The 13,511-nt window shown below is 76.4% G+C and carries 11 protein-coding genes; 7 read left to right on the top strand and 4 right to left on the bottom strand.

Annotated elements, in window-relative coordinates:
- Positions 1-49: 49 nt before the first annotated feature.
- The 4 genes from ABWK59_RS07550 to ABWK59_RS07535 all read left to right on the top strand — a co-directional run bounded on the left by ABWK59_RS07550 (position 50) and on the right by ABWK59_RS07535 (position 3,049).
- The gene (locus ABWK59_RS07550; protein WP_354638970.1) at positions 50-799 is read left to right on the top strand and encodes a GNAT family N-acetyltransferase; all 750 of its coding nucleotides are present in this window, start codon (positions 50-52) and stop codon (positions 797-799) included.
- Positions 796-1,587, top strand: a complete 792-nt coding sequence (locus ABWK59_RS07545) for a lysophospholipid acyltransferase family protein (protein WP_354638969.1) — start codon at positions 796-798, stop codon at positions 1,585-1,587. The genes ABWK59_RS07550 and ABWK59_RS07545 overlap by 4 nt, the downstream gene beginning before the upstream one ends.
- On the top strand, positions 1,580-2,194 hold the full coding sequence (locus ABWK59_RS07540) for a VTT domain-containing protein (protein WP_354638967.1): 615 nt from the start codon (positions 1,580-1,582) through the stop codon (positions 2,192-2,194). Before ABWK59_RS07545 ends, ABWK59_RS07540 begins: the two co-directional genes overlap by 8 nt.
- A gap of 87 nt (positions 2,195-2,281) precedes the next feature.
- The gene (locus tag ABWK59_RS07535) at positions 2,282-3,049 is read left to right on the top strand and encodes an SDR family NAD(P)-dependent oxidoreductase (RefSeq protein WP_354638966.1); all 768 of its coding nucleotides are present in this window, start codon (positions 2,282-2,284) and stop codon (positions 3,047-3,049) included.
- A gap of 63 nt (positions 3,050-3,112) precedes the next feature.
- Here ABWK59_RS07535 and ABWK59_RS07530 read toward each other — a convergent pair whose 3' ends face one another.
- From ABWK59_RS07530 to ABWK59_RS07515, 4 genes are all read right to left on the bottom strand, one after another.
- Positions 3,113-3,967 carry a biotin-dependent carboxyltransferase family protein gene (locus ABWK59_RS07530; RefSeq protein ID WP_354638965.1) on the bottom strand — a complete coding sequence of 285 codons (855 nt, stop codon included), beginning with the start codon at positions 3,965-3,967 and terminating at the stop codon, positions 3,113-3,115.
- Entirely contained in the window at positions 3,960-4,661 is a 702-nt protein-coding gene (gene pxpB / locus ABWK59_RS07525) for a 5-oxoprolinase subunit PxpB (RefSeq protein WP_354638963.1), read from the bottom strand. Before pxpB ends, ABWK59_RS07530 begins: the two co-directional genes overlap by 8 nt.
- The gene (locus tag ABWK59_RS07520) at positions 4,661-5,437 is read right to left on the bottom strand and encodes a LamB/YcsF family protein (RefSeq protein ID WP_354638961.1); all 777 of its coding nucleotides are present in this window, start codon (positions 5,435-5,437) and stop codon (positions 4,661-4,663) included. Before ABWK59_RS07520 ends, pxpB begins: the two co-directional genes overlap by 1 nt.
- A gap of 186 nt (positions 5,438-5,623) precedes the next feature.
- Entirely contained in the window at positions 5,624-6,133 is a 510-nt protein-coding gene (locus ABWK59_RS07515; RefSeq protein ID WP_354638959.1) for a hypothetical protein, read from the bottom strand.
- A gap of 155 nt (positions 6,134-6,288) precedes the next feature.
- Here ABWK59_RS07515 and ABWK59_RS07510 point away from each other — a divergent pair, with 155 nt between their 5' ends.
- The 3 genes from ABWK59_RS07510 to ABWK59_RS07500 all read left to right on the top strand — a co-directional run bounded on the left by ABWK59_RS07510 (position 6,289) and on the right by ABWK59_RS07500 (position 13,496).
- A complete protein-coding gene (locus tag ABWK59_RS07510; protein ID WP_354638957.1) occupies positions 6,289-7,788 on the top strand; it encodes a hypothetical protein in 1,500 nt (499 codons plus the stop codon).
- 163 nt (positions 7,789-7,951) lie between these two features.
- Entirely contained in the window at positions 7,952-8,827 is an 876-nt protein-coding gene (locus ABWK59_RS07505) for a hypothetical protein (protein WP_354638956.1), read from the top strand.
- Positions 8,828-8,933: 106 nt separating this feature from the next.
- Positions 8,934-13,496, top strand: a complete 4,563-nt coding sequence (locus ABWK59_RS07500; RefSeq protein WP_354638954.1) for a hypothetical protein — start codon at positions 8,934-8,936, stop codon at positions 13,494-13,496.
- Positions 13,497-13,511: the final 15 nt, after the last annotated feature.

Below are 13,511 nucleotides of genomic sequence, written 5' to 3'. Positions count from 1 at the left end.
CGCCACGTGCTCCTTTCCGGCGCTCACTGAATGGGAGAACGGCACACTCATGCTCTCGACGACCACCGCCTCCACCGACATCAGCTCGTACGTCGCCGCCATAGCCGACACCCGGGAGCAGATCCGCGCCGCCCAGCGGCTGCGGTACCGGGTCTTCGGCGAGGAGATGGGCGCCACCCTCCACACCCCGATCCCCGGCCACGACGTGGACGAGTACGACGAGATCGCCGACCACCTGGTGGTCACCGACACCACCACCGGCGAGGTGGTCGGCACCTACCGCCTGGTGCCCCCCGGCCGGGCCGAGAAGTCCTACTCCGACGGGGAGTTCGACCTGCGGGCCCTGGACGGGCTGCGCCCGGAGATGATCGAGGCCGGCCGCTCCTGCGTCCACCCCGACCACCGCTCCGGCGCCGTCATCAACCTCATGTGGTCGGCCATGGCCCGCTACGTCCTGCTCTCCGGCCACCGCTACCTGGCCGGCTGCGCCTCCGTCCCGCTGGCCGACGGCGGTCGCGCCGCCACCAGCGCCTGGCTGCTCGGCACCTCCAAGCACGCCTCCCCGCCCGAGCTGCGGGTCCACCCGCGCCGCCCGTGGAACCCCGCCGGCCCGAGCGAAACCCGCCCCGGCTACGCCGACCTCCCGCCGCTGCTCCGCGGCTACCTCCGGCTCGGCTCCTGGATGTGCGGCGCGCCCGCGTACGACCCGGAGTTCGACGTCGCCGACTTCTTCGTCCTGCTCGACCTGGACCGGCTGGGCGACCGCTACCGCCGTTACTTCCTCGGCGACACCCGGTGAACCCCTGGGCCGTCGATGCGGGCTGCGCCCCGCGCTGCGCCGCCCATCCCGTCCCCCGCGTCCCGGCGGTCCGCGCCCTGGGCCGCTGCGCCGCCCTCGCCCGCACCCTCGCCGGCGGACTGGCCGAGGGCGAACGGATCGGCGACCCGGTGCACCTGCGGGCCCGGGCCCGCGGCGTCCTCGACGCCCTCGGCATCCGGCTGGAGACCGGACCCGAACCCCTCAGCCTCCCGAACCCCCACGGCGCCGGAACCCTGGTCGTCGCCAACCACATCTCCTGGCTGGACGTGATCGCCCTGCTCGCGGTCGAACCCGTCACCCCCCTCGCCAAGCGCGAGGTCGGCGGCTGGCCGGTGGTGGGCACCCTGGCCCGCCGAATGGGCACCCGGTTCATCGACCGTGAAGGCTTCCGCCAACTGCCGGAGGTGGTCGCCGAGTTGTCCGAGGTGCTGCGCTCCGGGCAGTCGGTGACGGTCTTCCCGCAGGCCACCACCTGGTGCACGCCAACCGGCGGCCGGTTCCGCCGCGCCGTCTTCCAGGCGGCGATCGACGCCGGCGCACCGGTCCGTCCGGTCACCGTCGACTACCGGCAGGAGGGGTTGCCCACCGCCGTGGCCGCCTTCCTCGGCGACGAGGGCTTCGCCACCTCGCTGAGACGGGTGGCCGCCGCCCGCGGCCTCACGGTCCGGGTCGCCGTCCACCCGCCGCTGCGCGGCACCGACCGCCGCGAACTGGCGGCCGAGGCCCGGGCGTCGGTCTGCGGCACCCGGCTGCCGGTCCATGCCTGAGGCCCTCCGACTTCTCGACCAGCTGGCGGAGTTGCTGCGGTCACGGATCGACTCCCCGTGGCTGTGGGCGATCGTTCTGGTGGTGGCGGGGCTGGACGCCCTGGTCCCGCTGATGCCCAGCGAGGCCACCGTCGTCACCGTGGCCGTCCTGGTCGGCCCGGACCCGCCGCGGCTCGCCCTGCTGGTCCTCGTCGCCGCCGCCGGAGCCTTCGGCGGCGACTGCCTCGGCCACGCCCTCGGCCGGCGGCTCGGACCGGCCGCGGTCGCCGCCCTGCTGCGCGGCGAAGCCGGCCGTCGCCGCTACGCCTGGGGCCGCCGCATGGTCGAACGGCACGCCGCCACCCTCCTGCTCACCGCCCGCTACCTCCCCGGCGGCCGCGCCGCCGCCGGCCTCGCCACCGGCGCCCTCCGCTTCCCGCTGCGCCGGTTCCTCGCCCTCGACGCCCTCGGTGCCGCCCTCTGGGCGCTCACCAGCACCGCCATCGGCCTGCTCGGCGCCGCCGCCGCCGACGGCCACCCCGTCCGCGGCCTGCTGCTCTCCACCGCCCTGGCGCTCCTCCTCACCGCCGCCGCCGAAGCGACCCGCCGCCACCGGGCCCGCCGCTGACGGGCGTTTCGCCACCGCGCACGGCCTGAACCTCTGTCAGGATCGCTCCCGGACGGCCGGGATCGGTGACGGAAGGCGGCGGCGGACATGGGCGGACGGCTGGCGGGCAAGGCGGCGGTGGTGACGGGCGCGGCCCGGGGCATCGGCCGGGCCACGGCGGAACTGTTCGCCGCCGAGGGCGCCCGGCTGGTGGTCACCGACGTGGACGAGGGGCCGCTCGAGGAGCTGCGGTCGGCCCTCGCCGGGGCCGGCGCCGAGGTCCGGTCCGTGGTCGGCGACGTCGCGGACCCGGCCGACGCCCGCACCATGGTGGGCGCCGCCGTGGACGCCTACGGCCGGATCGACGTCCTGGTCGCCAACGCCGGGATCCTGCCGCTGCACACCGTCCTGGAGGCCACCCCGGAGGACTGGGACCGGGTGATGGCCGTGGACGGCCGCGGGATGTTCCTGACCTGCAAGTACGCCATCGAGTCGATGACCGGGGCGGGCACCGGCGGCTCCATCGTCTGCCTCTCCTCCATCTCCGGCCTCGCCGGCCAGTCCGGCCAGGCGGTGTACGGGCCGGCCAAGTTCGTGGCCACCGGCCTGACCAAGCACCTGGCCGTGGAATGGGCGTCCCGCGGCATCCGGGTCAACGCGGTCGCCCCGGGCACCATCCGCACCGACCGCGTCCGCGCCCTCCCTGACGAGCCCGGCGGCCCCGCGTACCTGGAGGCCGTCCTCAAGCAGCACCCCATGGGACGCCTCGGCGAGCCCTCCGAGGTCGCCCGGGCCATCCTCTTCCTCGCCTCCGACGAGGCCTCCTTCATCACCGGTGCCGTCCTCCCCGTCGACGGCGGCTACCTGGCGCAGTAGGGGGAGTCCGGCCGTTCCCGCCGGGTGCGCGTGGCCGGACCCGCCCAGGAGCGCCGAACGCCCCTACGTCCGGTGGAGGGTGAAGCGGACCGGGGTGCCCGGGCGGGCCTGGGCCGCGGCCGGGAGGTCGGCGCGGGGGACGACGCCCACCACCGGGTAGCCGCCGGTGGTGGGGTGGTCGGCGAGGAAGACCACCGGGCGGCCGTCCGGCGGGACCTGGACCGCGCCCAGGACCATGCCCTCGCTGGGGAGTTCACCCGGTCGCACGCGCTCCAGCGGGATCCCCTCGGTCCGCAGCGCCACCCGGTTGCTGGCCGGCGCCACCCGGTACACCGCGCGGGCGAGCCGGTCCACGGCCCGGAACCAGTCCGCGTGCGGCCCGAGCAGCAGCCGCAGCACCAGCACCTCGGGCGGCGCCGCCAGCGGCACCCACTCCGCCGCGGCGGCGCCCGGCACCGGGTCGCCGACCGGCAGGACGTCCCCCACCGCCAGCGGCGCCGGCCCCAGCCCCGACAGCAGGTCGGCCGACCGGCTGCCCAGCACCGGCGGTACGGCGACGCCGCCCGCCACCGCCAGGTAGCCGCGGACCCCGTGGGTGGCCGGACCGACCTCCAGCACCGCGCCGGCCGGCACCCGGACCGCCGTCCCGAACCCGGCCGGCCGGCCCGCCACCCGGACCGGCGCCGGGGCCCCGGCCACCGCGACCAGCACCGGCGCCGTCGCCCGCACGGCCACCCCGCCGAGCGTGGTCTCCAGGGCGGCCGCGCCGGGATCGTTGCCGACCAGCCGGTTCGCCGCCCGCAGCGCCGGCTCGTCCAGCGCCCCGGCCCGGGGCACCCCGAGGTGCGCGACCCCGCGCCGCCCCAGGTCCTGAACGGTCGTCAGCGGCCCGCTCCGCACCACCACCAGTTCAGCCACCGCTCACCCCGCCCGCGCGCCCGGCGTCCCCGAGGTCCGCCTCCGCCACCGCCGTGAACCTCACCCGCGTCCCGGGCGCCAGCAGCGCGGCGGGCTCCCGTCCGGTGTCCCACAGGGCCAGCGCCGTCCGCCCGAGCAGCTGCCAGCCGCCAGGGGAGGAGCGCGGGTAGACCCCGGTGAACGGCCCGGCGAGGGCCACCGAACCGGCCGGGACGGCGCTGCGCGGAGTGGACCGCCGGGGTACCTCGTACCGCTCGGCCAGCCCGGTCAGGTACCCGAAGCCGGGGGCGAACCCGCAGAAGGCCACCCGGTACTTTGGCTCGGTGTGGATCCGGACGGCGGCCTCGGGGGAGACGCCCCACATCCCGGCCACCTCGGCCAGGTCCGAGCCGTCGTACACGGTCGGGACGACCACCGACGGGCCGTCGGGCGGGGGGTGTTCGGGAACCGTCCAGTCGCGCAGGGCGCGTACCAGGGCGGCCCGGTCGGCGACCCCGTCCAGCAGCACGGTCGCCGCGGCGGGGACGATCTCGGTGATCGCCGGCAGCTCGGCCCGCCGGTCCAGCAGCAAGGCGTACAGGGCGGCCACCCGTTCCGGGGCGTCCACGCCCAGCAGCAGCGCGTCCTCGCCGACCGGCCGCAGGGTCAGACCGGTGCCGTCCGGCTCCGCCGCACCCCGCCCCCGCCCGGCCATCAGACGAACGCCTCCACCCGGACGCCGGCGGAGGCCAGCGCGCCCCGCACCCGCCAGGCCAGCTGCGCGGCGCCCGGGGTGTCGCCGTGGACGCAGAGCGAGCGGGCCTCGACGGCCACCGGTTCACCGCCGACCGCGGTGACCGCGCCGTCCCGGGCGATGCCCACCGCGCGGGCGATCACCGCCTCCGGGTCGTGCACCACGGCCTCCGGGTCGCGCCGGGGGATCAGGGTGCCGGCCCAGGTGTACGCCCGGTCGGCGAACGCCTCGGCGACCACCGGGAGTCCGACGCCCTCGGCCACCGCCAGCAGCCGCGAGCCGGGCAGGCCGAGCACGGGCAGCGGCCCGTCGCAGACCGCCCCGGCCCGCAGCACCCCGGAGACCACCGCCTCGGCCTGCTCGTTGTCGCCCACCACCCGGTTGTAGAGGGCGCCGTGCGGCTTGACGTACGAGACCCGGGAGCCGGCCGCGCGGGCGAACACCTGCAGGGCGCCGATCTGGTACGCGATCTCGTCGGCCAGCTCCTCGGGCGGCACCTCCATCGCGCGGCGGCCGAAGCCGGCGAGGTCGCGGTAGGAGACCTGGGCGCCGATCCGCACCCCGCGCTCGGCGGCGAGCGCGCAGACCCGGCGCATCGTGGTCGGATCCCCGGCGTGGAAGCCGCAGGCGACGTTGGCACTGGTCACCACGGAGAGCAGTGCCTCGTCGTCGGTCAGCGTCCAGCGTCCGAACCCCTCGCCGAGGTCCGCATTGAGATCGATCACCGTGTCGGCCACGCTCGCCCGCCTTCCTGCCGGCTGTCCGTCTCCCGCCCAGCCGTCCGGGAGTGATCGTAGGGCCTGATCGGCACGGTCCGTGGCCCACCGGCGGCGCCTCGCCCGGTTCTACCAGACCGCCGGGCCGCGGCTGCCCCGGCCGTCCCGTCGGAGGTGTCGCCCGGGCGGCCGAGCGCGGGTCGGGGTTCAGGGCCTGTCCGGCCGCTCCGCGGCCTGGAGGGACTCCAGCCGCCGGATGCCGCGCAGCACGATCAGCAGCGGGACCACACCGACCACGCCGAACGACATGTCGACGAATCGCCAGTACAGCGGGATGCCCCGGAGCGGCCCGCAGATCAGGGCCAGCGGGATCACCCCGGCGCAGGCGATCACCGCCCAGCGGATCACCCAGACGTTGCGCACCGGGTCCCGCAGCGGCCCCCAGAACGCGGTGGCGATCACCAGGTGCGCGAAGGCGAGCCAGTCGGTGCCGTACGCGAGGAAGGGATACCGCTCGTTGGTCTCCGCCAGCCCGTCCCGGACCCGGACCGTCCAGTCCGCCAGCCCCGGCAGCCGCCCGCCCAGCCCGCTGCCGTGGACCGCGTCCGCCAGCCAGCGGGTCTCGGACTCCAGCGGGAAGGCGGTGAGGCCGCTCAGCACCAGGCAGACGATGAAGATCCACAGCCAGCGGTCGATCCGCCGACGGGTCTCGGACATGGCAAACCCCCAGGAGTACGCGGTGCGGGCCCGGGGGATCCGGGTCCGGCGGGACGACTCTAGACCTGAAATTGAACACGTTCAACACCGTGTTCGACCGGGGTGCGAAAGCCGCATTTCGGGCCTGTCAGTGCGAACCTCTAACCTTGTCCACCGTGACCGCCATCGCAGATCAGCCCTCCCGGCCCGCACCCGGCCCGGCCGCCGACGAGGGGCTCGCCCGCCGGCTCAAGGCGCTGGCCTGCACCGCTCCGCTGCACGACCTCGACAGCCGCAAGGTGAACCTCGCCGGCGAGTACAGCTCGTACACGATGGCGGAGATCGGCCTCGCCGCCATCGACCTGGTCACCCTCAACATGGACTTCGACACCGGCGCCGACCGGGACATAGTGCTGGGCCGCCTGCAGCCCCGGATCGCCGCGCAGAATCCCGGCCGCGCCGGCGCCGAGCACGAGCGGGTCGCCCGCTGGGTGCTGGAGTCTCTGATCAACGTCGGCAGCGTCGACCGCGGCTTCCGCGCCGTCTACGGCACCTTCGGCGCCGACGGCGCGTACGTCCGCCGCGACTACGACTTCAAGCTCATCGAGGAGGTCCCCGGCCCGGACGGCGGGGTCTACCTGCGCACCACCGACGAGGCCGTGAACGTCCTGGTCGGCGCCCTCGACACCGACGTCACCTCGGCCCAGATCGCCGCCGAGGTCAAGCTGGAGGTGCTGATCCGGCGCGGCCGCCTCGCCGACGCCCAGCTCGCCGCCGAGCAGGCCCGGTACCGCACCGTCCAGTACGCCGAGACCCTCCGCCGCGCCCTGGAGGCCACCCGGCGGAACGTCCGCGCCGTCGACTGGATGGAGACCATCCCCGACCTCATCGACGAGGCCCTCGACCACATCGCCGACCGGTACCGGCACGAGAACGCCATCCTCACCAACATCCGCAAGGCCCGGGACGAGAGCGTCGACGCCGAGCACAAGCGCCGCGCCGCCGAGCTGGTCGACATCGTCAAGGACTGCATCCGCCGCCACACCCAGCTGCAGACCCGCCTGCTCGAAGCCGGCCCGCTGTTCCGCGCCGAGCAGGACCGGCAGGCCTTCGCCGCCCCCACCGCCCGCAGCGGCATCGACCTCTACGGGCACCTGCTCGCCCCCGTCCTCGCCCTGCCGGTCGACCGGGCAACCCGGCCCACCGACGCCTTCTTCGCCCGCGGCACCGGCCTGCGGACGCCGGTCGCCGTCCGGGTCGCCGACCTCGTCGACCTGCTGCTCACCCCGCCCGTCGAGCGCGAGCACCTCGGCGCGGAGCTCCCCGAACCGGACCTGGTCGCCACCCCCGACGACAGCCGCTTCTCCGAGCAGCAGCTCGAAGCCGCCCTCGACCTGCTCGACCTCCCCACCGACGCACCCCGGCGCCTCTCCGGCCTCCTCGCCGACGCCCGCCGCCAGGACCCGGACCTCCCGTACCTGGTCGCCCTGCTCGCCGTGCACGCCGCCAGCCCGCCGGTCGGCACCGCCTACCGCCAGGGCGAGGAGCGGCTGCTCTTCGCCGTCGACGACGGCACCCGCCTCGACGACCACGAATTCGGCGGCGCCGACCTCATCGTCGGCAGCGCCCTCCTCGACGCCGCCGGCATGGCCGCCGCCCGCAAGGAGGCCACCTGATGCACCCGGCTGTACCCGTTCTTCAGGGGCGCGTGGGGGCACCTCCCAGCCGCCAGGCTGGGAGGTGCCCCCACGCGCCCCTCGGGGTTTGCCGGTTGCCCCGGTCGACCCCGATGGTTCGCCACCACCGATCTCTGTCCAACCCCCTTGAGGAGCCCAGCCCGTGACGATCCACCACGACGCGGCGTGGGCCCCCGACACCGAGCCCTCCGCCCCCGCCCCGCTGACCCCGGCCGATGTGACCGAGGCCGCCCGCCTGGTCTCCTTCGGCCTCCAGGCGAAGCTGCTCCCCAGTCGCGACGCGGAGTACGCGGAGCTGGTCCGTCGCTACCGCGAGGACCCGCCGTTCTCCCGGCTCGCCGACGCCGTGGCCACCGGCATGGGCCTGGTGGTGCTGGAGGTGTCCCCGCGTGCGGGGATGGCCGTCGCGGCGGCCGAGGACTCGGTGTTCGCGGTCCGGATGGGCGACTACTCGCGTCGCGCCGCCTCCGAGTCCGCCGACCGCTTCCTGCACGGCCTGGCCCACCTGGCCGTCGCCGCGCTGGCCTTCCCCCGTCCGGAGGACCTCGCGGACGACGGTTACCTCGGAAGGGTGACCGTCAACGGCGTGGACGCGTTCGTCCGCCAGGCGTGCCGACGGCTGGAGGAGCGGGCGGAGGCGGAGGGGGCGAACACCGACCCCGCCAGCGACGCGCCCGGCCTGGAGGCGGCGTGGCGGGTATGGTCCCGCCGCAGTGCCACCGGCGCCACCAAGGACGCCCGCCGGCTGTCCGGTTCCACCATCGGCATCGTCTCCAAGGCGGTGCTGTTCCTGGTGGACTCGGGCTTCCTGCAGAAGACCTCGGACGACGCCGGCGGCACCTACCGCACCACCGCCCGCTACCAGCTCCAGGTCCGCGACCTGGCCGGCAGCGCCGCGATGGCCGAGCTGACCGAGCTCGGGGTGGTCCCGGTGACCGACGGGACGGCCACCCTGCTTCCGGCCGACCACACCGACGAGCTGGTCGCCGACGCGGGCCTCCCGTTCCACCAGCTCTGACCCACCGGCACCCACCCACCCGCCAAACCGCCCGCCCGAGCCCCGCCGCCCGGCCCCCACCACCCGCCCCTCCTGACCCACCCTCAGCACTGGAGTACCGCCCCCCATGTACGAGCTCAACCGGGTCCGCCTCTACTCGATCGGACCGGCCGGCGCCCGCTACGCCGACACGGTGCTCGACCTGCGCGGTGTGGGCGAGCCGGTGGCGGAGCCGCGGCCGCGGCAGATCGGGCTGTTCGGCGAGGAGCCGGAGGGCCCGCAGCGCCGTCCCGCCCCGGCGGGCGTGCTGTTCCTGGAGAACGGCGGCGGCAAGTCCGTCCTGCTGAAGCTGATCTTCTCGGTGATGCTCCCCGGCCACCGCAACACCCTGGGCGGCGCGAGCTCCGGCGTGCTGCGCAAGTTCCTGCTGGCGGACGACTGCGGCCACGTCGCGCTGGAGTGGCAGCACACGGTCACCGGCGAGCTGATCGTGGTGGGCAAGGTCAGCGAGTGGCGCGGCCGCCAGGTCAGCTCCGACCCGCGGAAGTTCGCCGAGCTCTGGTACTCCTTCCGGCCCGGCCCCGGCCTGACCCTGGACTCGCTGCCGGTGTCCGAGCGGGCCAGTCTGGCCGGCGACCAGAAGGCCCGCGGCCGCCGCCGCACCATGAAGGGCTTCCGCGACGCGGTCACCGAGGCGGCGAAGGCACACCCGTACCTCGAGGTCACCTTCGAGGAGATCCACGACCGGTGGAACGAGCACCTCGGCGAACTCGGCCTGGATCCGGAGCTGTTCCGCTACCAGCGCGAGATGAACGCGGACGAGGGCGAGGCCGCCGGCCTGTTCGCGGTCAAGAACGACTCCGACTTCACCGACCTGCTGCTGCGCGCCGTCACCGACACCCGCGACACCGACGGCCTGGCCGACCTGGTGCACGGCTTCGCGGCCAAGCTGGGGCGCCGCTCCGAGCTCACCGCCGAGCGGGACTTCACCGCCGGCTCGGTCGACCTGCTGCAGCGGATCGTCGACGCCACCGCCGCCCGGGAGACGGTCCGCGAGACGCACCGCGCCGCCGAGCGCCGCACCCGCCGGCTCGCCCACACCCTGACCGCCCGCGCCGCCGCCGAACGGGACCGGGTCCACGACCTGGCCGTCGAGGTCGCCTCCGCCGCGGGCGCCGTCACCGCCGCCGAGACGGACCGCGCCCGGCACTCCCTGATCGTCTCCGAGCTCACCCACCGGCACGCCACCCTCGGCCTGGCCGCCGCCACCGCCGAGGCCGCCGCCCTCCGCCGCGAGCTGATCGAGGCGCGCACGCTGCACTCCGCCTGGCAGGCCGCCGAGGCGGTGCTGCGCCAGCGCGCCGCCGCCGACCGGGTGACCCGGGTCGCCGCCGCGATCCGCGAGGCCGAGCTGGACGCCGCCCCCGCACTCGCCGCCCGCGCCCAGGCCGCCGGGGCCCTGGCCCGCGCCCTGGAGGCGGCCGCCACCGCCGCCGAGACCCGCGCCGACCAGGAGGAGCTGCGCGCCGGCGAGCTGCAGGAGGACGGCTCGGCCGCCCACACCGAGGCGACCGCCGCCGCCACCGCCGCCCAGAAGGCCCGCAGCGAGGCCGACCACCTGCGCCAGCGCCTGGAGGAGGTCGAGCAGGAGACCCAGGCCGCCGTCGAGGCCGGCTGGATCGAGGCGGGCACGGACGAGCCCGACCCGGCCCGGGCCGCCCTGTACGCCGCGGACGCGGAGAAGGCCGCCGGCGCCGCCCTGGAGCAGGCCAGGACGGTCGCCGAGCAGTCCGCCGCCCGGGTCCGCGAGGCCGCCGGCGCCGAGGCCCGCGCCGAACTGGCCGCCGCCCGCGCCACCGACGCCCGCACCGCCGCCGAGCGCGCCCTGGCCGCCGAGCGCCGCACCGCCGCCCAGCTCGCCGCCGAGCCCCGGCTGGCCGAGCTGCTCGCGCTCAGCCCGTACCAGGAGGGCGCCGACGAGTCCGAGGGCTACCTCACCCCCCAGTTGCTCGACGCCAACGCCGAGGGCCTGCGCGAGCAGCTCGACCACGCCGTGGCCACCGCCGAGCGCACCCTGTTCGACCTGCGGACGGCCGCCGCCGACGACTCCCGGATCCTCGCCGCCCTCGGTGACGGCGGCCTGCTCCCGCCGGGCCCGGACGTGCTGGCCACCGTCGAGTACCTCGGCGAGCACGGCATCCCCGCGCTGCCCGGCTGGCGCTACCTCGCCCAGTCCGTCGACCCGGTGGACCACGACGCGATCCTCGCCGCCCGCCCCGAGCTGGTCGACGGCGTGGTGGTCACCGACCCGTCCAGCCTGGACCGTGCCCGCGAGGCGCTGGCCGCCGCCGCCCTGCTGCCGCGCTCCACCGTGGCCGTCGGCACCGCCGCCGCGCTGATCGCCCCGATCGAGGCCGAGCCCCCGTTCTTCCTGGTGCCGCCGAACCCGGCCATGCACGACGAGCGCGCCGCCGACGACGAGCGCCGCGAGCTGCGCGCCCGCGCCACCGCCCGCGAGGAGCACATCCGCGAGCTCGCCGCCCGGCTCGGCCACGACCGCGCCCTCGCCGCCCGGCTGGCCTCCTGGCACGCCAGCTGCCCGCCCGGCACCCTGGCCGAGCTCGCCGAGGCCTGCGCCGCCGCCGGTGAGCAGGCCGAGGCCGCCGCCGCCCAGCTCGCCACCCTGCGCGCCGACCACACGGAGGCGGAGGCCGACCACGCCACCGCCGCCGCCCGGCACGAGGAGTGCCGGGAGACCGCCCAGCGCACCCGCCGCCGCGCGGACGCCCTGGCCGGCCTCGCGTTCCGGCTCCGCGAGCGCGCCAACTGGACCCGCCGCCAGCGCGAGCTGGCCGAGGACGCCGCCGAGTGCGAGCGCCGCCAGACCGCCTGCGCCGAGCGCGCCCGGACCTGCGACGAGGACCGCCGCGCCGCCCAGCGCGCCGCGGACGACGCCCGCCGCACCGTCCGCACCCTGCGTGCCGAGCGCGCCGAGCTCTCCGGCGTGGACACCGTCGAGCCGGCCGCGTCCGCGGCGGACGCCCCGCCGTCCTCGCTGCCCGCCCTGCGCGAGGCGTACCGGGCCGCCGCCCAGCTGTACGAGAAGGTCGGCGTCGGTGCCGACCTGCGCGCCGAGCAGGCCCGCGCCGAGGGCGACGAGGCCGCGGCCGCCGCCGAGCTGGACCGGCTCACCAACAAGGTCCGCTCCCGCGCCGAGGAGCTGCTGGCCAGCCCGGACGGCGCCGACGGCCCTGCCCGCCAGGCCGCCGCCGCCCGCGCCGAGGAGCTGGTCGCCACCATCGAGGCCCGCTCCGCCACCGCCAGCGAGCAGCTCGGACGGCTCCGCGGCGAGGCCGAGCGCTCCGCCCCCGCCTCCGGCGACGTCCACACCGAGCTGCCCGAGGACCTCCTCCCCGCCGACACCGAGCACGCCCAGGCCCTGCTGCGCACCGCCACCGGCCTGCTCGCCGAGCGCCGCGAGCGGGTGGACCTGGCCCGTACCGAGCACGCCGAGCTGCAGCGCGCCCTGGAGTCGGCGCAGTCCGCCGCCGGGGCCTTCGAGGAGCTGGCCGGCCAGCTCCGTGACAGCCTGCGCGACCAGCCGGAGGAGCCGGAGCAGCCCGAGGAGCCGTACCTCGGCAGCCTCGCGGACGCCCGCACCGCGGTCGCCGACACCCGTCGCGGTATGCGGAGCGCCGCCACCGAGCTGACCGGCGCCGAACTCGCCGTCCGTGACGCCGCCGACGCGCTGGTCCGGCACGCCAACGCGGCCCGCTACGAGGCCGTCCGCACCCCGGCCCGCCAGCAGATCCGCGAGCTGCCCGCCTCCGCGCTGCCCGACCACGCCGCCGCCTGGGCCGCCGCCTTCGCCCCCCGGCTGCGGGTGCTCACCGACGAGCTGGCCCAGCTGGAGCGCAACCGCAGCTCCATCGTCGACCGCCTGCGCGGCCTGGTGGAGAGCTCGCTGGCCACCCTGCGCGCCGCCCAGCGGCTCTCCCGCCTCCCGGAGGGCCTGGGCGAGTGGTCCGGCCAGGAGTTCCTGCGGATCCGCTTCGAGGACCCGGACCACGCGCTGCTGGTCGAGCGCCTCGGCGAGGTGATCGACGAGGCCACCCGCGCCGCCGTGAAGAAGAACTCCGACCTGCGGCGGGACGGCATGTCCCTGCTGCTGCGCGGCGTGGCGGCGGCGATCGGCCCCAAGGGGGTCTCGGTGGAGATCCTCAAGCCGGACGCGGTGCTGCGGGCCGAGCGGGTCAGCGTCGGCCAGATGTCCGACGTGTTCTCCGGCGGCCAGCTGCTCACCGCCGCCATCGCGCTGTACTGCACCATGGCGGCGCTGCGGGCCAACGACCGCGGGCAGTCCCAGCTGCGGCACGCCGGCACGCTGTTCCTGGACAACCCGATCGGCCGGGCCAACGCCACCTACCTGCTGGAGCTCCAGCGCGCGGTGGCCGATGCCCTCGGCGTCCAGCTGATCTACACCACCGGCCTGTTCGACACCACCGCGCTGGCGGAGTTCCCGCTGGTCATCCGCCTGCGGAACGACGCCGACCTCCGGGCCGGCCTCAAGTACATCTCGGTGGAGGAGCACCTGCGCCCCGGTCTGCCCGCCCCGCAGGACCCGGACGGCCCGACCATCCACGGCGAGATCACCGCCACCCGGATGTTCAAGCGCCCCCAGGACGCCTGACAGCGCTGCGGGCCA

The organism is Kitasatospora sp. HUAS MG31 (assembly GCF_040571325.1).
Taxonomy (GTDB): Bacteria; Actinomycetota; Actinomycetes; order Streptomycetales; family Streptomycetaceae; genus Kitasatospora; species Kitasatospora camelliae.
This window is presented reverse-complemented; position numbering and strand designations above follow the sequence as displayed.

Excerpts from the sequence above, each read along its gene's own strand:
- pxpB (WP_354638963.1), bottom strand. The coding sequence starts at position 4,661 with ATGGCCGGGCGGGGGCGGGGTGCGGCGGAGCCGGACGGCACCGGTCTG.
- ABWK59_RS07500 (WP_354638954.1), top strand. The coding sequence starts at position 8,934 with ATGTACGAGCTCAACCGGGTCCGCCTCTACTCGATCGGACCGGCCGGC.
- ABWK59_RS07550 (WP_354638970.1), top strand. The coding sequence starts at position 50 with ATGCTCTCGACGACCACCGCCTCCACCGACATCAGCTCGTACGTCGCC.
- ABWK59_RS07535 (WP_354638966.1), top strand. The coding sequence starts at position 2,282 with ATGGGCGGACGGCTGGCGGGCAAGGCGGCGGTGGTGACGGGCGCGGCC.
- ABWK59_RS07515 (WP_354638959.1), bottom strand. The coding sequence starts at position 6,133 with ATGTCCGAGACCCGTCGGCGGATCGACCGCTGGCTGTGGATCTTCATC.
- ABWK59_RS07540 (WP_354638967.1), top strand. The coding sequence starts at position 1,580 with ATGCCTGAGGCCCTCCGACTTCTCGACCAGCTGGCGGAGTTGCTGCGG.